General features: G+C 71.4%; 18 protein-coding genes. All 18 read right to left on the bottom strand.

Going from position 1 to position 20,128, the window contains the following annotated elements; all coding sequences use genetic code 11:
* Positions 1-15 precede the first annotated feature (15 nt).
* A complete protein-coding gene (locus AVW09_RS04230; protein WP_197462556.1) occupies positions 16-573 on the bottom strand; it encodes a hypothetical protein in 558 nt (185 codons plus the stop codon).
* Positions 574-831: 258 nt separating this feature from the next.
* On the bottom strand, positions 832-1,263 hold the full coding sequence (locus AVW09_RS04225; protein WP_156495960.1) for a cytidine deaminase: 432 nt from the start codon (positions 1,261-1,263) through the stop codon (positions 832-834).
* A complete protein-coding gene (locus tag AVW09_RS04220; RefSeq protein WP_063256825.1) occupies positions 1,260-2,030 on the bottom strand; it encodes an amidohydrolase family protein in 771 nt (256 codons plus the stop codon). Before AVW09_RS04220 ends, AVW09_RS04225 begins: the two co-directional genes overlap by 4 nt.
* A gap of 41 nt (positions 2,031-2,071) precedes the next feature.
* Complete coding sequence (locus tag AVW09_RS04215) at positions 2,072-3,130, bottom strand: ABC transporter ATP-binding protein (protein ID WP_063256824.1); 1,059 nt, start codon at positions 3,128-3,130, stop codon at positions 2,072-2,074.
* Positions 3,127-3,993 (bottom strand): ABC transporter permease, encoded by an 867-nt coding sequence (locus AVW09_RS04210; protein WP_063256823.1) that lies wholly within the window; start codon positions 3,991-3,993, stop codon positions 3,127-3,129. The genes AVW09_RS04215 and AVW09_RS04210 overlap by 4 nt, the downstream gene beginning before the upstream one ends.
* Position 3,994: 1 nt before the next feature.
* Entirely contained in the window at positions 3,995-4,837 is an 843-nt protein-coding gene (locus AVW09_RS04205; protein ID WP_197462555.1) for an ABC transporter permease, read from the bottom strand.
* 240 nt (positions 4,838-5,077) lie between these two features.
* A complete protein-coding gene (locus AVW09_RS04200; protein ID WP_063256821.1) occupies positions 5,078-6,154 on the bottom strand; it encodes an extracellular solute-binding protein in 1,077 nt (358 codons plus the stop codon).
* A gap of 181 nt (positions 6,155-6,335) precedes the next feature.
* Positions 6,336-7,757, bottom strand: coding sequence for an amidase (locus AVW09_RS04195; RefSeq protein WP_063256820.1), 1,422 nt, complete (start codon positions 7,755-7,757; stop codon positions 6,336-6,338).
* On the bottom strand, positions 7,754-8,773 hold the full coding sequence (locus AVW09_RS04190; protein WP_063256819.1) for a hypothetical protein: 1,020 nt from the start codon (positions 8,771-8,773) through the stop codon (positions 7,754-7,756). The genes AVW09_RS04195 and AVW09_RS04190 overlap by 4 nt, the downstream gene beginning before the upstream one ends.
* Entirely contained in the window at positions 8,770-10,131 is a 1,362-nt protein-coding gene (locus AVW09_RS04185) for an amidohydrolase (protein ID WP_063256818.1), read from the bottom strand. The genes AVW09_RS04190 and AVW09_RS04185 overlap by 4 nt, the downstream gene beginning before the upstream one ends.
* 25 nt (positions 10,132-10,156) lie before the next feature.
* Complete coding sequence (locus AVW09_RS04180) at positions 10,157-11,572, bottom strand: amidase (RefSeq protein ID WP_063256817.1); 1,416 nt, start codon at positions 11,570-11,572, stop codon at positions 10,157-10,159.
* On the bottom strand, positions 11,569-13,086 hold the full coding sequence (locus tag AVW09_RS04175) for a GMC family oxidoreductase (RefSeq protein WP_063256816.1): 1,518 nt from the start codon (positions 13,084-13,086) through the stop codon (positions 11,569-11,571). The genes AVW09_RS04180 and AVW09_RS04175 overlap by 4 nt, the downstream gene beginning before the upstream one ends.
* The gene (locus AVW09_RS04170; protein WP_063256815.1) at positions 13,083-13,709 is read right to left on the bottom strand and encodes a cysteine hydrolase family protein; all 627 of its coding nucleotides are present in this window, start codon (positions 13,707-13,709) and stop codon (positions 13,083-13,085) included. The genes AVW09_RS04175 and AVW09_RS04170 overlap by 4 nt, the downstream gene beginning before the upstream one ends.
* Positions 13,710-13,717: 8 nt before the next feature.
* A complete protein-coding gene (locus AVW09_RS04165) occupies positions 13,718-14,740 on the bottom strand; it encodes a phosphotriesterase family protein (RefSeq protein ID WP_063256814.1) in 1,023 nt (340 codons plus the stop codon).
* A 3-nt stretch (positions 14,741-14,743) separates the two neighbouring features.
* Positions 14,744-15,754, bottom strand: coding sequence for a phosphotriesterase family protein (locus tag AVW09_RS04160; RefSeq protein ID WP_063256813.1), 1,011 nt, complete (start codon positions 15,752-15,754; stop codon positions 14,744-14,746).
* Between the two features lie 5 nt (positions 15,755-15,759).
* Positions 15,760-17,226 (bottom strand): aldehyde dehydrogenase family protein, encoded by a 1,467-nt coding sequence (locus tag AVW09_RS04155; protein WP_063256812.1) that lies wholly within the window; start codon positions 17,224-17,226, stop codon positions 15,760-15,762.
* Positions 17,227-17,234: 8 nt separating this feature from the next.
* Positions 17,235-18,764, bottom strand: coding sequence for a glutamine synthetase family protein (locus AVW09_RS04150; RefSeq protein ID WP_156495957.1), 1,530 nt, complete (start codon positions 18,762-18,764; stop codon positions 17,235-17,237).
* Positions 18,757-20,094 (bottom strand): Rieske 2Fe-2S domain-containing protein, encoded by a 1,338-nt coding sequence (locus AVW09_RS04145; RefSeq protein ID WP_063256811.1) that lies wholly within the window; start codon positions 20,092-20,094, stop codon positions 18,757-18,759. Before AVW09_RS04145 ends, AVW09_RS04150 begins: the two co-directional genes overlap by 8 nt.
* Positions 20,095-20,128: the final 34 nt, after the last annotated feature.

Raw genomic sequence — 20,128 nt, 5'->3', positions numbered from 1 at the left:
CGCAATCCGGGATACTCACGGCCGCTCAGCGAGGGTCGCTGTCACGTCTTCCATCGCCCGGACCCACGCAGCCGTTGGCGCGCTCCGCAGACCGATGAGGTCCAGCATCCGGTTCAGATCGTCCGAGAGATTGCGCGTGAAGATCGGCTCGTGATGCGCGAGCCGGTTTCGAAGTCGTCGAAGCGCCTCGAGGTCGTCATAGATCCTGCCTCGCAGGGAGGCCGCGTTACCGGCGGGTGCCAGCGGAAATGCCGCGGCGATATGTGGTAGCCAGAGACGGACATCATGCCGACCGGTGAAGAGCTTTTGCCAGAACACGAATCTCAGCTCCGCGATCACCTTGCCTGTCGTCGACTGCGCCGACCGCACGTCGAGCAGATCGCGGCGAGGGTTGTAGCCTCCGCCACGCCCGGGACTGGGGAGGCTGCCGACGAACGCGGAGTCCCATGGCCACCGCGGCCCGTACACCCGCTCGAGAACGTCGGCAGCAGCGTTGCGGGCGACCACCTCGGCGAAGTGCGCAGGCAGCATGAGCGCAGCGGAGACTCGAGCATTCCAGCCGTACAGCTCCATCGCTCGCGACGTGTCACCGCCGACGGCCGCGACGTACGTTCCGGTTCGGGGCGCACTCAGCGCGTCACGGATCGCGGCGTCGTCGAACGGAGCAGCTGCGGGCACCGTCGCACGCTACAATACGGAGTACGAGCCGTGGGACTCGCGGGCTTCGGCCTCCCCCCGCGGACAGACGAAACACGAGGGTCTCGCCTGAAATGGCGAGGCCCTCGTTCGTTTCGTCATATCCCGCCACTCCACCCGATGCCGGAGCCCAGCTCACCAGCCGCGCAGCCGCTTCGCCGGCAGCAGATCGCTCATCGCCGCCTCGACCGTCTCGGCGCCGCGGGTGATCCAGACGCGGGCGTCGGGCCAGTAGTCGGTGAGCAGCTCGGCGCACACGCCGCAGGGCTCGATCACGTGCTCGGTGCCGCCCGGGCGGCGCAGCACGCTCACCCCGGCGACCACCGTCCCGCCGGCCGCGATGACGTTGCCCGCGGCGACGCCCTCGGCGCACACCGCGGAGCGGCGCGCCGATCCGTCGACGTGCACGCCCGTGACGATCCGCCCGTCGGCGAGCCGGAACGCCGCGACGACCTCGTGGCGTCCTTCGCGGTAGACGTCGGCGAGCTGCGTCCGCGCGGCGATGAGCAGCTCGGCATCCGCGTCCGACATGTCGGCAGGACGCACGAGCGGGGGCCGTGAGGTCACACCGGCACCGCGATGCGCATGATGCGGGCGTAGTTGCCGCCCTCGACGAGCGCGCGGTCGGCGGCATCCGGGATCGCCTTCGCGATCTTCATGCGCTCGAGGTCGAAGTCCGACCCCGGCCACTCCGAACCCATGAGGATCTTCTCGGGCCCGAGCCGCGCGTACGCGCGCTTGACGTCGGCCATGAGGGTGGCGGAGGTCTCGAGGTAGACGTTCTCGCGGCGCTCGGCCACGATGATCGCCTCCGGGACGTTCCAGACGGCACCCATGTGCGCGATGATCGTCGGCACGTCGGGGTGGTCCTTCGCGATCTCCTCGATCGAGAACGGCGCGCAGAAGGCGTCGTCCAGCGCGTTGATGATGACCGCCATGCCGTTCGCGGCGCACGCGCGGAACACCGGGTCGAGCAGACCGTGGTCGGCGACGTGGTACCCGTGCATGCTCGGGTGGAGTTTGAGACCCCGGATGCCGGCATCCGCCAACCGCTGGATCTCGTCGATCGCGTCATCGGCCTGCGGCATGACCTGTCCGAACCCGATGAACCGGTCGGGGTGGGCGTCCTGCAGCCCGATGATGAAGTCGTTCTCGATGCGCTGCGCGAGCGAGCACACCATCGCCATGTCGACGCCCGCGGCATCCATCCGCGAGAGGATCCGCTGCGGATCGAACGGGACGTGGGCCGGCGGCTCCTCACCGGGGCGTGCGCCCGTGAGGTAGTCGGACCGGCCGCGGACGTCCTGGGTCGTGTTGTAGGCGTCGATGATCACGGGAACTCCTGAGGTGGGGGGAAGAAGAAGTGGGGCGGGACTCACACCGGGACGGGGATCGCCGCGGTCGCGACGGCCTCGATGAGGTGGACGCGCTCGGGGTTGCGGCACGCCAGGCGCACCACGGATCCCACGGCGAGGGCCGAAAGGTCGGTCGACGGGGAGAGCGACGCCACGACCTTGCGGCCGTACGCGGTGGTGAGCTCGAGGCGGTAGCGCGAGCCCTGGAAGCTCACGAGCCGCACCGTGCCCTCGACGGCCCACGCCGTCGCCGCCTCCTCGGGCGCGAGGACCGTCATGTCCTCGGGGCGCAGGACCGCCGTGGCATCCACGATCTGGCCGGTCGAGTCGTCGATGAGCGCGCCGTCCGAGACGGGCAGGAGGTTCGCCTCGCCGAGGAAGCTCGCGACGTACGCGTTGACCGGACGGCGGTAGAGATCCTCGGGGGTCGCGACCTGGACCAGGCGGCCCTCGTGCATGATCGCGACGCGGTCCGACATCGTCAGCGCCTCGGTCTGGTCGTGCGTGACCGAGACCGTGGTGATCCCGACCTGGCGCTGGATGCGGGTGATCTCGACCTGCATCTGCTCGCGCAGCTGCTTGTCCAGGGCCGCCATCGGCTCGTCCAGGAGCAGGATGCCGGGGTTCGCGGCGAGCGCACGGGCCAGGGCCACGCGCTGACGCTGCCCGCCGGAGAGGGACGCGGGCGACCGGTCGGCCATGCCGGGGAGCTGCACGAGCGCGAGCATCTCCTCGGCGACGGCGCGGCGCTCCGCACGGGGGCGGCGGGCGGCCGACAACGGGAACGCGACGTTCTCGCCGATCGAGAGGTGCGGGAACAGGGCGTACGACTGGAAGACGACGCCGACGTTGCGCTTCTGCGGGGCGAGACGCTCGACGTTCTTTCCGTCGAACGCCACGTGTCCGGCATCCACCGACTGGAGTCCGGCGATGACGTTGAGCAGCGTCGACTTGCCGCTGCCGCTCGCGCCGAGGAGCGTCACGAACTCGCCGGGCTGCACGTCGAGGGACACGCCCTTGAGCACGTGGTTGGCGCCGAGGGTGACCTCGACGTCGGTGATGGAGAGGGCGATGGTCATTCGATGACTCCTTCCGGGCGGACCGCGGCGGCGCGGGCGCGGCGCGCCCCCGCCCGGCGCGTTCCGCTACCGATGACGAGCGGGACGATCGCGAGCACCACGATCGCGAGAACGGAGACGAGGGTGGATGCCGCCGTGAGTTCGGGAGAGAAGGCCTCCGACGCCGCACTGAGCATCTTGAGCGGCAGCGTCTGCACCCCGGGCGGGAGCAGGAACACGGCGAGCACCACCTCGTCGAAGACGACGATGAAGGCGAACAGCGCCCCCGACAGGATGTAGGGCAGCAGCGCCGGCAGCTCGATCTTCCACAGCACGAGGGGCCAGCGGGCGCCGAGCGTCCACGCCGCCGGGCGGAGGGCGGGGTCGATGCGCGCGACACCGCCGGAGACGATGACGAACACGTACGGCAGCGCGAGGAGCGCGTGCCCCAGGACGAGCGTCAGCACCGAGCCGCGGAGGAACGACAACTCCGAGCCCGCGCCGTACAGGCCGACCGCGTAGGCGATCGGGGGCAGGGCGATCGGGACGATGAAGAGCGTGCGGATCCAGCGCTGCGCAGCGCGGCGCCGGACGCGCGTGAGGCCGACGGCCCCGAGCGTGCCGAGGACGGTCGCGATGAGCGTCGCGGCGGCGCTCTCCCACAGCGAGAACGTGAACGCGTTCATCCAGCGGCGGTTGCCGAGGACCTTCTCGTACCACTGCAACGAGAAGCCGTCGGGCGGGAAGAGGATGAAGCTCCCCTCGGTCCACGACGTGGACACGAGGATCAGGAACGGAACGATCAGCAGCAGGCTCGCGAGGAGCGCGACGACGATGACGGGGAAGCGCCAAGCGCCGAGGCTGCGGGCAACGGTGGTCGTCATGTCAGCCCCACTTCTCGCTGACCTTGAACAGGCGATCGGCGACCAGGTAGATGAGCATCGTCCCGCCTACGAGCAGGATGCTCATCGCGGCCGCCAGGTCGGGGCGGTCGGCCTTGCTCATCTGCGCGTTGATCACTCCGGAGACCGTCATGTTCGCGGGGCCGCCGAGCAGCAGCGGCGTGACGTAGAAGCCGAGCGACATCACGAACACGAGGACGCCGCCGCTGATGATCGACGGCACGATGTGCGGCCAGGTGACCGTGCGGAAGGTCAGCAGTGGGCCGGCACCGAAGATCGTCGCGGCGTTCAGCTGCTCCTTGTCGATCGACTGCAGCGCGCTCATCACAGGGAGGACGGCGAAGGGCAGCATGACCGCGATCATGGCGGGGTACATGCCCGCGACGGTCTGGTAGATCTCGACCGGCTGGTCACCGAGCCCGATGAGCCCGAGGAACCAGTGGATCGCTCCCTTGGGGAGTTCGAGCAGGACCCACCCGAAGGAGCGCACCATGACCGAGGTCCAGAGCGACAGCATGAGCGCCACCAGCAGCAGCGCGCGGAGCCAGGCCGGGGAGGCGACCATGGCGAGGGCGTAGGCGGCACCGAGGATCATCGTCAGGATCATCGTGACCAGGGCGATCACGACGGTACGGCCGAGCGAGCTGAGGAACGCGGGCACGTCGAACATCCCGGCGTACGCGGCTCCGCCCCCCTCCAAAGACATCGCCACGAGGGCGATCATCGGGACGCCGAGCGCGATCGCGAAGAACACGAGGGGCGGCCACATGAGCCACCGCACCTCCGCCCGACTGAATCCTCGGTCTCCCGCGCGGGCGGAACGCACCCGCGGGATCCTGGTGGCCACGCTCGCACTACTCACGCGCTCATGCTCCTCGGTCGACATTGCGGGGGCGTTTCCCCGCGTGCAGACGGCTCTCGGGCTTCGGATGCTTGGATCCAAAGTGAACCGTTCTGGATCCGATTGTAGGCGTGCCGTGTTTCCTGCGCGTAACAGCGCACCCGGAAACGACGGAAAGGCGCCTCCCCGCGAGGGGAGGCGCCTTTCGCCTAGGGGGGGTCGGACTCAGCCCGCGAGCCACGCGGTGTACGAGTTCAGCAGCAGGTCGGCGTTCTCGGCACGCCACTCCTCGCCGTACGACAGCAGGTTCGTGTGGTCGGGGGCGTTGACCACCTGCGCCTTGACGTCATCGGGCAGCTCGTCGAAGACGGCGGGGTTGACCGGACCGTACCCGGTGCGCTGGGTGAAGACGGCCTGGCGCGCGGGGTCGTTCATCCACGCGGCGAGAGCGGCGACGGCGTCGGGGTTCTTCGACGACTTCGGCGACACGAAGCCCGAGGGGATCGCGAAGGCCTGGTTCCACTGGACGGTCACGTCCTGGCCGGCGTTCTGCAGGGCGCGGAACTGACCGGTCACGGTAACGGCGATCGCCGCGCTGCCGCTCGTGAGCAGCTGCTGGGTCTCCGGGTAGGACTGGTAGAAGACGAGGCTGTCGCGGATCGTGTTCAGCTTCTTCTCCGCCCGCGGGATGTCGAGCGGGTAGAGGTCGTCGAACTTGACGCCGTCGGCGAGGAGCGCGATCTCGTAGGACGAGTCGTACGAGCCCGGGTCACCGGGCCACGCGCGCTTGCCGGGGAACTTCGTGGTGTCGAAGAAGTCGGCCCAGTTCTGCGGACCGCCGTTGGGGAACGTCGAGGTCAGCCAGCCCTGCGCGATACCGAAGACGAAGCCGCCCATGTAGTACGGACGCACGTTCTCCGGGAGGAGGCTGCCCTGGGCGTCCGCGGGGACCGTCGCGAGGTTGTCGAGGTTCGGCAGGATGTCGGAGATGCCGGCCTGGAAGACGTCGTAGTCGCCGGCCTCGCCCTTGAGCTCGCTCTTGTAGACGGAGTCCTCGATGCTCGTGGAGACGACGTCGACACCCGTCTCGTCGATGAAGCTGTCGAAGTAGGAGACCTGACGGCTCTCGTTCGTCGGCCCGCCGTAGTCGGCCCAGACGACCTGACCGCTGAGGGCCGCGGAGCTGCCGGAGGAAGCGGGCTCGCTGTCGGACGAGCCGGCGCAACCGGCCGCGAGGACGCTCACCGCGGCGAGTCCCGCGAGAGTGGCGGCGAGGCGCCGGGAACGGTTCGGGATCTTCATGACTGGAGTACTCCTCGTGCTGTGCGGAAGGGTGGGCCGGACACGACGCATTCGGGTTGCGTGCGGGGCGCGGCGGCCGGGTGGAGGATCATGGATATATCTCGGGTGGAACTGGATCCAATTTTGCAGGATTGGATCCGCTGCTGTGTACCGAGCATGTTTCCGAGATGTAAAAGGTCGCTCAGTCCAGCGATCCGCGGGCGATCAGGCCGAGCACCGCTTCGATCCCCGCGGTGATCGAGAGCAGCTCGGCCTCGCCGCGGTGGCGGCCGACGACCTGCATGCCCACGGGCAGGTGCCCGTGGAATCCGGCCGGGGTGACGGCGACCGGGTGCGCCGTGACCGTGAAGCGGTTCGCGAGCATCTGCCACCGGAAATAGCGATCGTAGACGGTGTCGCCCACGCGCTCGACCCACTCGACCTCGGCCGGCGGCGCCACGACGGGCGTCGCGGGGGCGATGAGGACGTCGACGTCGGCGAACAGCCGCTCGGTCCGGCGGAAGACCTCGGTGCGCGTGCGCAGGGCGTCGGCCAGCTCGTCCGCGGTGATGCGCTCCCCCTGCCGGACGTTGCGCAGCAGGTCGGGGCGCATGAGGTCGGGATGGGCGGCTGCCTCTTCGCGGTAGGAGGCGAAGAAGTTGTACATCTCCACGGTCTCCCAGGCCGCCTCGGCATCCGCGAGCTCGAGGTCCAGGTCGACGATCTCGTACCCCGCGGCGGCGAGCGCGTCGCGCGTGAGGGCGTGCACGGCGGCGACCTCGGCCGAGATCGGCACTCCGCCCGCGTCGCTGCTCCACCCGATGCGGACGGACCCCGGATGCCGCGGCGTCAGGGACGCGAAGACGGCCGGGTCCTCGGCGATCGACAGGGGTGCCATCGGGTCGGGACCCGCCATCGCCGCGAGGGCGTAGGCGACGTCGTCGCTCGTGCGCGCCATCGGGCCGAGCACCCCGTGGGCGGTCCAGCCGTTGTCGAGCCGTCCGCTCGCGACGCGACCGGGCGTCGGCCGCAGGCCCACGACGTTGCAGAAGGCCGCGGGATACCGCAGGCTGCCGCCGCTGTCGGAGCCGTCCGCGAACGGCAGCATCCCCGCCGCGACCGCGGCCGCGGCCCCACCGCTCGATCCGCCCGCGTGACGCGAGAGGTCGTAGGGGTTGCGGCACGTGTCGGCGATCGAGCTGAACGTCAGCGTGCCGAGACCGGCCTCGGGGGTGTTCGTCTTGCCGATGACGAGCGCTCCCGCGCGTCGCATCCGTCCGACGACCATCGCGTCGGCGCGGGCGGGCGGCGCGTCGGCATGGATCCGCGAGCCGTGCCGGGTGGGGAGCCCGTCGACGTCCAGCAGGTCCTTCACCGCGGTCGGCAGACCGTGCAGGAGCCCCAGCTCGTCGCCGCGCGCGACGGCGGCGTCGGCCGCGCGCGCCAGGGCGAGCGCCTCCGACGCGGGCACCATCGTGACGATCGCGGCGACCCGGGGGTTGTGCTCCTCGATCCGCGCGAGGTGCGCGCGCATGACCTCTTCGGCGGAGAACTCGCGGGACCGGATGCCGGCGGCGAGCTCGCGTGCGCTCCGTCGGTGCAGGGGCGGGTCGGTGGGGGTCATGAGAGGATCTCCGTCCTGTCCAGGAGCGCGACGGGGCGCGCGACGAGCATGTCGTGAAGGCGGGCGTCGTCGACGCCGAGGCCCGCGAGGAGCGGGGCGATGCGCGTGAGCACGTGGCCGTAGCCCATGCCGCCGTAGCGCGTCAGCTGCCCCTTGGTCCAGACGGAGCAGCTGAGCGTGATCGCGGCTCCGGGGCGGGCGGCGACGAGCGCGCCGAGGAAGTCGAGGCGTTCGCGGTCGGTGTGGTCGCGGATCCCGCCGCCGAACGAGTGGTCGCTGCCGAACGCGGATTCGACCACCGCGCCGGTGTCCACGACCTCGCACACATAGTCCAGATCGAGCACCTTGTCGATGTTGCAGAAGAGGATCCGCTCGGGCGCGAGGCCTGCGGCGGTCAGGATGCCGGCGACCTCGGGGCCGCGGCGGGCAGCGGCATCCAGGCGAATGCTCACCGACGCTCCGGCCGCGGCGGCGGCGCGTCCCGCGGCGCGGAGGGCTCGCCCCTCGGCCGCGGTGATCTCCGCGCTCGTGCCGAGGAGCCCGAGGAGTCCGGCGCGGAAGGACGTCCCGGGCACGGCATCCATCAACGCCGTCCGGAAGAGCTCGAACATCCCGCTCTCGTCGAGGTCGCGCCACCACCCCGGGAGTGTCTTGTCGATGTAGGAGCCGTAGGCGGCCACGATCTGCACGCCGCTGCGGCGGGAGATGTCCGGGAGATCCGCGTGCCGCGGCCCCATGCCCCACGACGTCGCCTCGACGACCGCGTGCAGGCCCGCGGCTCGCGCGGCGGCGAGTTCCTCGGTCGCGGTGTCGGGCGCGTCGAGCGTGAGGTTGTCGGGCATCGACATCCAGTTCCAGCGGAGGTCGCCCCACGTCTCCAGGCGCGGCGGACCGTCCAGGAACGAGCCGTTCGGGAGGGGGCGAGCGAGCCCCCGGGAATCGGTGAGCAGGTGCTCGTTGGTCGAGGTCGCACCCCAGCCCTCCGCGGGGACGGGGCCGAGCACGGTCTCGATCACGCGCCGGCCGCTCGGTACACGGTGCGTCCGCCGACGACCGTGCGGCGCACGCGCAGTCCGCGGAGCGCCTCGACACCGGCATCCACGGGATCCGCCGACCACAGCGCCCAGTCCGCGAGCATCCCCGGGTGGATCATGCCTCGGTCGTGCTCGGCGAGACTCGCGTACGCGGCGCCGGTCGTGTACCCGGCGAGCGCCTCGTCGAGCGTGATCGCCTCGGACGGGTCGAGCGGCTCGGTCGCGTTCGCGACGTGCCGGGTGACGGCCTGCCACATGAGGTGGCGGGGGTCGAACGCGAAGTACGGCCCGTCCGACCCGAGCGCGAGCACCGCGCCCGCGTCGATCCACGACCGCATGGGGTTGGCGCGTTCCGCGCGCTCCCCCAGCTTCTCGCGGAGGCCCACGCCGTTGTGCCAGATGATCGAGGGCTGGAGGGATGCCACGACCCCCACGCTGCCGGCCAGACGCATCGTCTCGGCGCTCGGCTCGAGGTAGCCGTGGATGACCTGGTAGCGGTTCTCCGCGACCGCGGCGCCGGCGCGCGCGTACTCCCGCGCGACGAGTCCGATCGCGGCTCCCCCGACGGCGTGCGTGCCGACGCCCCACCCGTTCGCGGCGCAGAACGCGACGAGGCGGGCGTACTCGGCATCCGGGATCCGCTGCTCGCCGCGGTAGCCGGTGGCATCCCACGGCTCGTCGAGGAGGGCCTGCCCCTTGAGCGCCTCACCGTCGGCGTACACCTTGATCGGGCCGAGGCGCAGGACGTCGTCACCGAAGCCGGTGGAGACCCCGGTGCCCGCGAGGTGCGCGATCACGGCGTCGACGTCGGGGGTGTCGGGCGAGCCGATCTCGAGGTACGGCATCGCGACGGTGCGCATGGTGAGCCGCCCGCGGCGGTGCGCCTCCTGGTAGCCGCGCATCTCGTCGGGCGTGACTGCGGGGTCGACGATGCCGGTGAAGCCCAGAGCGTGGAAGAGCGGCTGCACGAGGTCGAGCCCGGCGACGCGCTGATCCAGCGTGGGCGGTTCGGCGCCGGTCCAGTCCTCGTCGTCGAACGTGCGCGCCATCGCCTCGATGTAGCCGTCGACGTCGACGTCGGGGGTGACGTGCTCGCTCCCCTTCAGGCCACCGCGCTGCATGTGCAGGTGCGCGTCGATGAGCCCCGGGAGCACCACGCCGTCGAGTTCTTCCGTCTCGTACGCGGCCGGGAGTGCCGCCCGCACCTCGTCGACGTCGCCGACCGCGAGGATCCGGCCCCCGTGCACCGCGAACGCCTCGGCGTGCGGCCGGTCGGGGTCCATCGTGCGGACGGGCGCGATCAGCAGCGTGGGGGTGTCGTTCCGGGGGGACGGGGTCATGCGGGGCTCCTCGAGAGGCGGTGGGTCAGAGGGCCGGGCGGCGGGCCATCGTGTCGGCGACCGCGCCCTCCCAGGTGAGGCCGAACTCCAGCAGCGTGCGGTCGGCGCGGTACGGACCGACGAACTGCACGCCGATCGGCAGCTCCTCGGTCGAGAACGAGAAGGGCAGCGACAGGGCGGGCATCGCGGTCGCGGTGATCCGGCTGCAGGACCGCTGCCAGGAGTAGTACCGGTCCATCGCGACGCCGTCGATCTCGGTCGGGTACTCCCACTCGACCGGGAAGGGCAGCACCTGCACACACGGCGCGAGCAGCAGGTCGACGTCCTCGAACAACGCCTGGAAGCGGCGGAACAGCCGCGTGCGGGCCCCGGCGGCGCGCGTGAGCGTCTCGGCCGTGAAGCCGCCGGCCCACGCGATGTCGTCCTTCAGCGTCTGCTTGACCAGGTCGGGGTGCTCCGCGGCCTCCTGGCCGTGCGCGTCGAGGAACTCCAGCGAGCGGAACGTCTCGAACACGAGGTCGGCCTCGGACAGGTCGATGTCGACCGGGATCACCTCGGCGCCGAGGTCGGCGACCAGACGCGCCGCCGCCTCGGTCGCGGCCCGCACCTGCGGGTCGAGGGGCAGGCCGCCGAGGTCGGGGCTGTACGCGACACGGGCGCCGGCGAACGGCCGGGGCCGCAGCGACAGGAACAGCGCGGGATCCTCGTCGATCGACAGCGGCGCCCGACGCTCCGGCGCCGAGATCACCGACATCAGCAGGGCGGCGTCGCGCACGGTGCGGGCCAGCGGACCCAGCACCGAGCCGGGGTCCCACGCGTTGCCGGGCCGGGCCGAGGCGACGCGGCCCGCGGTCGGGCGCAGGCCCACCAGGTTGCCGAACGACGCCGGGTTGCGGATGCTGCCGCCGAGGTCGGACCCGTCGGCCATCGGCAGCATGCCGCTGGTCACCGCGGCGGCGGCCCCGCCGCTGCTGCCGCCCGCCGAGCGGGACAGGTGGTACGGGTTGCGCGTGATCCCGAACACGTCGTTGAAGGTGTGGGAGCCGACACCGAACTCCGGCGTGTTCGTCTTCCCGACGAAGACGCCTCCGGCACCGCGGATGCGGCCCGAGATGACGCTGTCGGCGGTGGCCACCGTGCCCACGTGGATGCGCGATCCGTGCGTGGTGGGGAGCCCCGCGACGTCCATCAGGTCCTTCACCGCGAACGGCAGTCCGTGCAGGGGGCCCATCGAGAGGCCTCGGCAGGTGAGGGCGTCGAGCTCACGAGCACGGTCGATCGCCTCCTCGGGACGGTACGACACGATCGCGTTGACCGAGGGGTTGACCTGGTCGATGCGCTCCACGTGGGCGCGCACGACCTCCTCCGACGACACCTCGCGGCGACGGATCGCCTCGGCCAGGGCGGACGCGGAACGACGGGTCAGGTGCGACAGGCTCATGCGGCATCCTCGATCAGCATTCGGGCGATGTTCTCCCCCACCACGACGGCGGGCATCGCGGTCGTGGCGCGGGGCACGCGGGGCATGATGGCGCAGTCCGCGACCCGCAGGCCCTCCACGCCGTGCACCCGGCCGCGGGCGTCGACGACCGCGAGCGGGTCGCCGTCGACGCCCATCCGGCACGTGCCGACCGGATGCCAGTAGTTGTCGGGGTGCGCGTACAGGTGGGTCGCGAGCGCCTCCCGCGTGAAGGTGTCGGGGCCGGGGTGGATCTCGCGACCCACGAGCGGCGCGAGCGCGGGCGTGGCGGCGAGATCGCGCAGGATCTCCGCGCCGTCGATGAGCATCGCGACGTCGACACCCTCGGGGTCGGTGAGGAACCGGTGGTCGATGATCGGCTTCGCCTCGGGGTCGGTGCTGCGGATCCGCACGAACCCGCGCGAGCGCGGGAGGAGCGCTGACGTCCCGATGCTCCACCGCTTCTCGTCGCCCCGGTGGGTGGGGCTGTACGGCAGGAAGTGCAGGTCGAACGCCTCGGTCTCGACGCTCGAGGCGGCCTTGCCCATCGCCTGCTCGTCGGGAGCCCACCCGGCCGCGCGGGCGGCATCCATTTCCGCGCTCATCCGCTCGGACCCCTCCCAGCTCAGGAGGAGGAACGGCTGGTCGTGGAGGTTCTCCCCGACGCCCGGAAGGTGCTGGACGATCGGGATTCCGAGCGGCGCGAGCTGCGCGGACGGTCCGATGCCCGAGCGCAGCAGGACCGTCGGGGAGTTGTAGGCGCCGCCGGCGAGGACGACCGTGCCCGCCCGGACCTCGACGACCTCGCCGCGGTGGTGCACCACGACGCCCGTCGCGCGGCCGTGCGCGACGACGACCCGGTCCACGAGCGCCTCGCCGACGACCGTGAGGTTCGGGAGCGACCGGACGGGATCGAGGTACCCGAAGGCCGCGTTGATGCGGACACCGTCCTGGATGTTCATGTCCTCGGGGGCGAAGCCTGCGGCCTCGTCCAGGTCGTTGAGCGTCTCCACCCGCGGCATCCCGACCGCGGGGGCGGCGTCGTACCAGGCGTGCTGCCAGGGCGTGAGCTCGTCTGCGGTGAAGCGGTGCACGCGCAGACGGCGCATGCCCTCCTCGAACAGCGGCAGCAGGTCGTCTGCGGCCCATCCGGCGAGGCCCGCCTCGGCCCACGCGTCGTAATCGCGGCGGTGCCCCCACGTCTGGGTGCAGCCGTTGACGTCGCTCGAGCCGCCGATGGCGCGGGCGCGCTCGAACCCGACCTTCCACGGGTAGGTCTCGCCCGAGTCGTACCCCCAGTCGTGCGAGCGGCCCAGCCGCGTCGCGTCGAGCAAGTCCGCCGGCCAGGCCGGATCGCCCTCGGGTCCGAAGTCGGGTCCGGCCTCGAGCAGGAGCACCTCGTGGCCCGCCTCCGCGAGACGTGCGGCGACGACGCTTCCCGCCGTCCCGCCGCCCACGACGACGTACGCCGCTTCGCGGGGCAGGCCGCTCGTCACGCGGGCACCCGCGAGAACGAAGCCTCGACCTCGGCCGCTGTCACGAGGGCGTCGCGCTGCAGGTACTGCACGGCTTCGAGGGCGTTGTCGTGCGCGCGCTGGGTGGACCCGGCGACGCAGTCGGTCACGACCCGCACGCGGTAGTCGTGCTGGTGCGCGTCGACCGCGGTGTAGTGGATGCAGACGTCGGTGAGCCCGCCGACGAGCACGACCGTGTCGGCCTTGTACGCCTTCAGCACGATCTCGAGCTCGGTGCCGAAGAACGCCGAGTAGCGGCGCTTGCGGATGAGGAACTCCTCGGGCTGCGGGTCGAGCCACGCCGCGATCTCGGTGTCGGGGTCGCCCTCGATGCAGTGCGGACCCTCGGAGCCGTCGAGCTCGCGCCCGATGTCGACGAGCGAGCGCTTGTGCACCTCTTGGATCCACACGACGGGAACGTCGGCCGCGCGGGCGCCGTCGACGAGTGCGCGGACGCGCTCGCGGCGCTCGGCGCGGCCGCCCATGAGCACGGGGATGCCGCCCTCCTCGGGCGGGGTGGTGCCGGCGCCGCCCTGGATGTCGACGACGATCAGGACGGTACGCCCGACCAGGTGGGCGGGGCCGATGGGGGCGGTGTCGGTCATGAGGGCTCCTAGAGCGTCGGACGGTCGAGCAACCGCCGGGGGGTGTGGATGAGGATCTGATCGGCGACCGCCGGATCGCCGGCGATGGTCGCGATGGCGGGGCCGATGCGCGCGAAGAGGTGGTCGTAGCCGCGCCCGCCGTTGCGGCGGAGGTTGGCCTGCGCCCAGACGTCCTGCGCGATCACGAGCTGGTCGCCGTAGCCCTCGGACAGCAGCCACTCGACCATCTCGAGTCGCTCGGCGTCGGTCGGGTTCCGCAGGTCCGTGCTGCCGTAGTAGAAGTCCGACCCGAAGGTGTCGTACGCCAGCACGGCTCCGGCCTGCGCGATGTCGCGGTGGTAGGCCCGGTCCCAGTACTCGTCGAGGTGGCCGATGATCACGCGGTCGGGCGACATGCCCTCCTCGACCAGCACCTCGAGCACCTCGGTCCCGGCCATGCCGCGGAACGACTGGTGGGTGTAGACGGTGGCCCCGGTCTCGGCCCCGGCACGCGCCGCCGCGCGCAGCGACCGCCACTCGGCATCCGTCACGGGGTAGCTGGTGCCGATCTCGCCGAGGAGGGCGGGGCGGATGCCGGTGCCGTCGATGCCGTCGCGCAGCTGGCTCAGGAGCAGCTCGGTGAGGGTGTCGACGTCGGCGGTCCGCACGTCATCGGGCATCGTGGGCTCGACGTAGAACCCGGCCCCGACCATGACGTGCACGCCGGAGCGGCGGGAGATCTCGGGGAGTTCGGCCAGACGGCGTCCCATGCCGTCGAGGGTGAGCTCGACGACGCCCGATCCCCCGGACGTCACGACGTGTGCCACCTCCTCGGCGGCGACGTCGGGGTCGTGCAGGACGATGTTCTCGGGGATCGAGAGGAAGTTCCAGCGCAGGTACGCCATGAGCTCCGGGCCCATCGGCACACCCTCGGGCGGGAGCTCGGTGGGGGCCTTCGCCCAGATGCGCAGGTCGCTCAGCAGGTGCTCGTGCATCGAGGTGCGGCCGAGGTCGGCGGCGTCGATAGGCCCCAGGACGGTGTGGATGGGCATCGGTCACTCCCCGAAGACGGCGCGACGCGGGTTGTCGCGGTGGATGGCGTCGAGGACCTCGGGGGCGATGCCGGATTCGACGGCGATCCGACGGAACTCCTCGAAGAGGAACGTGTATCCCGGGCCGCCGTACGCGCGCAGGTGCGACCGCTGGCAGACGTCGTGCGACAGGAGGACCCGGTCGGCGTAGCCCGCGTCGATGATGCGGCGGAGGTAGTCGATGCGCCGGTCGATCTGGTGGCGCACGAGCATCCCGCCCACGCGGCAGGTCATGAGGCAGTCGTACTCCACGAACGCCCCGCGACGGAGGAGCTCGAGCGAGTAGTCGACGCTCTTGACCGTGTCGGCGTGGCCGATCACGACGCGCGACGGGTCGACGCCCTCCTCGGTCAGGATCTCGAGCTGTGCGAGGCCCGTCGGGAACGACGCGGCGTGGGTCGTGATGAGGGCACCCGTCTCGCGCCCCGCGCGGGCGGCGGCGCGGAACGACCGCTCCTCGACCGCGGTGATGTGCGACAGGTCCGAGGCGATCTCGCCGATCACGCCCGCGCGCACGCCCGTGCCGGGGATCTCGTCGAGGAGATCGGCGATGAGGAAGTCGGCCAGGGCGTTCGTCGGCGTCCGGTCGAACCACTCCTTGTCGAGGTAGGTGTCGTAATAGTGGCCGGTCCCGAGGATGACCTGGATGCCACTGGCCTCCGCGGCCCGTCGCGTCGCCCGGACGTTCGCGATCGAGCGCGATCCGGTCCGCCGGTTCTGCTGCAACTCCGTGATGTCGTCGCTCTCGCCGAACGGTGCGGCGTAGTCGCTGAGTTCACCGTTCGTGAGGTCGATGAGCGTCGAGCCGCCCGCGGCGCGGAACAGCGCGAGCTCGGCGAGCATTTCCTCCTCGACCGCGAGGAAGCCGTCCTGCGGGGTCGTGCGCGTCATGTTGATGTAGACGTGCTCGTGCGGCAGCGTGACACCGAGCCGCTCGGGGGCGATCGGTCCCGAGACGCCGTGGACGGTGAGCATGCGGGTCAGGCCTCCGGGATCGCGATCACGACGCTCTTGGTCTCCAGGAACCCGCGCAGGCCCTCCTCGCCCAGGTCACGGCCGAGCCCCGACTCCCCCGTGCCGCCGAACGACAGCGCCGGGTCGAACAGGTTGTAGGTGTTGATCCACACCGTGCCGGCGTTGAGCGCGGCCGCCATGCGGTGCGCCCGGCCGAGGTCGCGGGTCCACACTCCCGCCGCGAGGCCGTACGCGGTGTCATTCGCGATGCGGATGGCATCCGCCTCGTCGTCGAACGGGATGATGCCGACGACGGGTCCGAAGATCTCCTCGCGGGCGATGCGCATGTCGTTGGTGACGTCGGCGAACAGAGTCGGCTCGACGTAGAACCCCGGCTCGCGGACCCCGCCGCCGGCGAGGAGCGTCGCGCCCTCCTCGACACCGGCGCGGATGTAGCCGAGCACGCGCTCGCGCTGCTCCTCCGACACGAGCGGACCGACCGTGATGCCGCCGTCGAGGCCGTCGCCGACGGGAACGCGGCCCACGGCCGCGGTCATCCGCGCGGTCATCTCGGTGAGGATCGAACGCTGCACGAGCAGGCGACTCCCCGCGGTGCACATCTGCCCCGAGTGGCCGAACGACGCCCGCATCGCGGTGAGGACCGCGGCATCCAGGTCGGCGTCCTCGAACACGATGTTCGGGCTCTTGCCGCCCAGTTCCAGCGTCACGCGCGTGAAGTCGTCGGCCGCGGCGTGCGCGACCAGTCGCCCCACCTCGGTCGAGCCGGTGAAGGTGATCTTCGCGATGCCGGGGTGCGCGGTGAGCGCGGCGCCCACCGACCCGTCGCCCGTGAGGATGCTCACGGTGCCGGCGGGAACGCCCGCCTCCGCCAGGATGCCGCCGAGGCGCAGGAGCGTGAGCGGAGTGTCCTCCGCGGGCTTGGCGACCACGGGGCAGCCCGCGGCGAGCGCCGGGGCGAGCTTGAACGCCGCGGTCATGATCGGGAAGTTCCACGGCAGGATGATCGCCACCGGGCCGACGGGTTCCTGCACCGTGTAGACGTGGTGCCCGCCGCCGTCCACCGGGACGACCGTGCCGCCGAGGCGCGACGGCGCACCGGCGAAGTGCCGGAACGTGCGCGCCGCCATCGCGGTGTCGGCGCGCGAGCGCTCGATCGGCTTGCCGTTGTCGCGCGTCTCGAGCACCGCGAGCTCTTCGAGCCGCTCCTCGATGAGGTCGGCCACGCGGTTCAGGATGCGAGCGCGCTCGAGCGGCGCGAGGCCGCGCCAACGGCGGTCGGCGTGCGTCGCGACGGCGAGCGCGACCGCGGCGTCGACGTCGGCGGGGGTGGTGTCGGCCACGGTCGTGAGCACTTCCCCGGTGGCGGGGTCGATCACCACGCGCGCGGGGCGTTCGCCGAGTGGCATCCACTCTCCGCCGAGGAGGAACGGCTCGTACTCGGGCAGCGCGGTGACGGTGGGGCGAAGGCTCATGGGGGTCCTCAGAAGATCTCGAAGTACTCGCGCTGCTCCCAGTCGGAGACGTGGCGAAGGTAGCGGGCGAACTCCGCCCTCTTGATGGTCGCGTACCAGTCGACGACGACGTCGCCGAGCGCGGCGCGGAACACCGCGTCGGCCTCGAACGCGTCGACGGCGGCGCCCAGGGATGCCGGGAGCGACGGGGCGTCGGTGCGGTACGGGTCGGTGGTCGGCGCCGGCGGGATGAGACCCCGGTCGATGCCGTCGACGCCGCTGATCAGCTGCGACGCGATGTACAGGTACGGGTTGGCCGCGGGCTCGCCCGAGCGGTTCTCGAGGCGCGTCGCGGGGTCGCCCACGCCGCCCACGGCGCGCACCATCGCACCCTTGTTGTCGATGCCCCAGGCGATGCGGTCGGGCGCGAGCGAGTTCGGTTGGTACCGCTTGTAGCCGTTGACCGTCGGGGTCGTGAAGGCCGCCGCGGCACCGGCGTGCGCGAGCAGACCGCCGAGGTATGCCGAGCCGAGCAGCGACAGGGTGGTGCCGGGGGCGTCGGGGACGAACGCGCCCCGGCCGGTCGCCCGCTCGGTGAGCGACTGGTGCAGGTGCCACCCGGTGGACGCGCCCTCGGCCCCCTGCGGGCGGGACATGAACGTCGCGTGATACCCGAGGCCGGCGGCGATGCGCCGGACGGCGGTGCGGCACAGGACGATGGCATCCGCGATCTCGGCGGCGGAACCCGCCTCCATCGTGATCTCGAACTGGCTGGGGCCGAACTCCAGCTCGATCGAACGCAGCGGCAGGTCGAGCAGCGTCAGCCCGCGGTACAGCGCGTCGACGAGGGGCTGCATGCGGTCGAGACCCTCCTCGAGCAGCAGCTGCGACCCGCGCGTGGTCGGGGCCGCGAGCGACGCGGCACCTGGGCGGCCGGGCGCCCCGACGTGCTCGGTGCCGAGGGCGGCGTCCTCGGCCCGGAAGACGTGGAACTCCAGCTCGGCGCCGACGGTCATGTCGTAGCCGCGCGAGGCGAGCGTGGTCAGCTCGTTGCGGAGGATCGTGCGGGTGCAGAACGGCACGGGGCTGCCGTCGGGGAAGTGCAGGTCGCACAGGATCCACGCCGTCCCCGGCGCCCACGGCAGAACGCGGAACGTCGTGGGGTCGGGCACCAGCACGATGTCGCCGGCGCCGCTGAACCCGCCGACCCCGACGCCCGTCTCGGCGCTGAACACCGAGAAGACGGACTGCCCCGACGTGTCCTTCAGCAGCAGCGAACTCGGCGCCGTCACACCCGAGCGGAGGGCGGCGGCAAGGCCCCCGCGCGCGATGGTCTTCCCGCGCAGGATGCCGTGCTGGTCGACGAACGAGAAGCGGACCATGTCGATGCCGAGCTCGTCCACGACGCGGCGCATCTGCCCCGCGGCGGCGTACTTCGCCTCGCTCCACAGTCCGTGCCGGTGGACGAAGCCCTCCCGGTCGGCCGCGAGCATCGGTCGCGCCGAGATGCCGCCGCCGCTCTCGGAGACGGGGCGTTCGTCGACGTTGCGCTCACGCATCGACGGTCTCCTCGGCGGTCGCCTTCGGGGCGGCCCACGGCGAGGCAGCACGCCGCTCCTGCTCGCGCTGGACCCAGCGCTCCTGCCACGCGTCGTTGGCCGAGATCGTGTCCATCGCGAGGGGCCCGGTGAGCTTCGCGGCCTCCTCCGCGCTCACGGGGTGCGACGGCGTCTGCCCGCCCGCGGCGAAGGAATCGATCGCGCGGAGGAGCAGGCGGCGGTTGGCGGTGACGGCGCGGTCCGAGACGCCGAGGCGCTCGACGGTGCGGTCCTGGATCGGACCCATGCTCTCCACGGCCCACTGGTCGTGGACGTTGATGTCCAGGCCCATGCCCGTGTACGTGAGGTCTTTCTGCTCCTGCGGGTCGAAGCCCCAGTTGTTGTCGCGGTTGCGGACCGGCCGGTAGTCGGGCAGCGTCACACCCTCCAGGCGCTGCTGCAGCAGGGTCTCCTTGTCGGTGACCTCGGCGAAGTCGTACCAGATCATGTACCAGTAGTGGTGCTCGTCGTCGATGGGCACGTGCCACTGCGTGAACACCTTGGTGTTGCCGAACGGCACGACGAAGGCGTTCGGGAACATGAGGTTCGTCACGCGGACGTGCGTGATGTCCTCGGTGAGCTGGCGCAGCGCGAAGACGCGGAGGCCGTGCTCGGCGCTCTCGACCTCGATGTCGGGCCGGTAGCTCTCGCCCACGAGCATCGAGAGCTTCTTACCGGTGCCCTCGACCTCCTCGGCGAACTGCTGCCCGTACATCTCGCGCGGGTCTTCCTGGATGAACCGGTGCAGGAACGACACGTGGCTCGGGTCGATTCCCCCCTCCAGCCCCTGCAGCCAGTTGCAGTCCCACAGGCCCTTGAACGCGAAGGTGTACTCCTCCGGCGCGATGAAGCAGTCGTAGTCGGGGAACGGCGGCGGGTCGCCCGCGCCCATGTAGGTGAAGATGATTCCGTTCTTCTCCACGCACGGGTAGTTGGCGATGCGGATCTTGCCGAGGAACTGGCTGTGCTCGGGCTCGGCGGGCTGCTCGACGCACTTGCCCTCTCCGTCGTAGAGCCAGCCGTGATAGAGGCACCGGATGCCGTCCTCCTCGAGGCGCCCGTACGACAGGTCGACGCCGCGGTGGGCGCAGTACCGGCTGATGAGCCCCCAGCCCTCGCGCTTCTTGAACAGCACGAGGTCCTCGCTCATGATGCGGACGGCCTTCACCGGCCGCTCCCCCGGCATCTCGGACACGAGCGCGGCCGGCTGCCAGTACGAGCGCAGCAGGTGGCCGAGCGGAGTGCCGGGACCGGACCGGGTGATCTTCTCGTTGTCTTCCTGCTTCAGCATCGCCGTCGCCTCTCGTGGTCGGTGTCGGTCGTGT

Source organism: Microbacterium sp. T32, assembly GCF_001619615.1.
In the GTDB taxonomy this organism is placed as follows: domain Bacteria; phylum Actinomycetota; class Actinomycetes; order Actinomycetales; family Microbacteriaceae; genus Microbacterium.
This window is presented reverse-complemented; position numbering and strand designations above follow the sequence as displayed.

Coding starts and splice junctions, on each gene's coding strand:
- AVW09_RS04185 (WP_063256818.1), bottom strand. CDS start 10,131: ATGACCCCGTCCCCCCGGAACGACACCCCCACGCTGCTGATCGCGCCC.
- AVW09_RS04150 (WP_156495957.1), bottom strand. CDS start 18,764: ATGCGTGAGCGCAACGTCGACGAACGCCCCGTCTCCGAGAGCGGCGGC.
- AVW09_RS04215 (WP_063256824.1), bottom strand. CDS start 3,130: ATGACCATCGCCCTCTCCATCACCGACGTCGAGGTCACCCTCGGCGCC.
- AVW09_RS04195 (WP_063256820.1), bottom strand. CDS start 7,757: ATGACCCCCACCGACCCGCCCCTGCACCGACGGAGCGCACGCGAGCTC.
- AVW09_RS04155 (WP_063256812.1), bottom strand. CDS start 17,226: ATGAGCCTTCGCCCCACCGTCACCGCGCTGCCCGAGTACGAGCCGTTC.
- AVW09_RS04180 (WP_063256817.1), bottom strand. CDS start 11,572: ATGAGCCTGTCGCACCTGACCCGTCGTTCCGCGTCCGCCCTGGCCGAG.
- AVW09_RS04160 (WP_063256813.1), bottom strand. CDS start 15,754: ATGCTCACCGTCCACGGCGTCTCGGGACCGATCGCCCCCGAGCGGCTC.
- AVW09_RS04165 (WP_063256814.1), bottom strand. CDS start 14,740: ATGCCCATCCACACCGTCCTGGGGCCTATCGACGCCGCCGACCTCGGC.
- AVW09_RS04230 (WP_197462556.1), bottom strand. CDS start 573: ATGGAGCTGTACGGCTGGAATGCTCGAGTCTCCGCTGCGCTCATGCTG.
- AVW09_RS04200 (WP_063256821.1), bottom strand. CDS start 6,154: ATGAAGATCCCGAACCGTTCCCGGCGCCTCGCCGCCACTCTCGCGGGA.
- AVW09_RS04145 (WP_063256811.1), bottom strand. CDS start 20,094: ATGCTGAAGCAGGAAGACAACGAGAAGATCACCCGGTCCGGTCCCGGC.
- AVW09_RS04210 (WP_063256823.1), bottom strand. CDS start 3,993: ATGACGACCACCGTTGCCCGCAGCCTCGGCGCTTGGCGCTTCCCCGTC.
- AVW09_RS04170 (WP_063256815.1), bottom strand. CDS start 13,709: ATGACCGACACCGCCCCCATCGGCCCCGCCCACCTGGTCGGGCGTACC.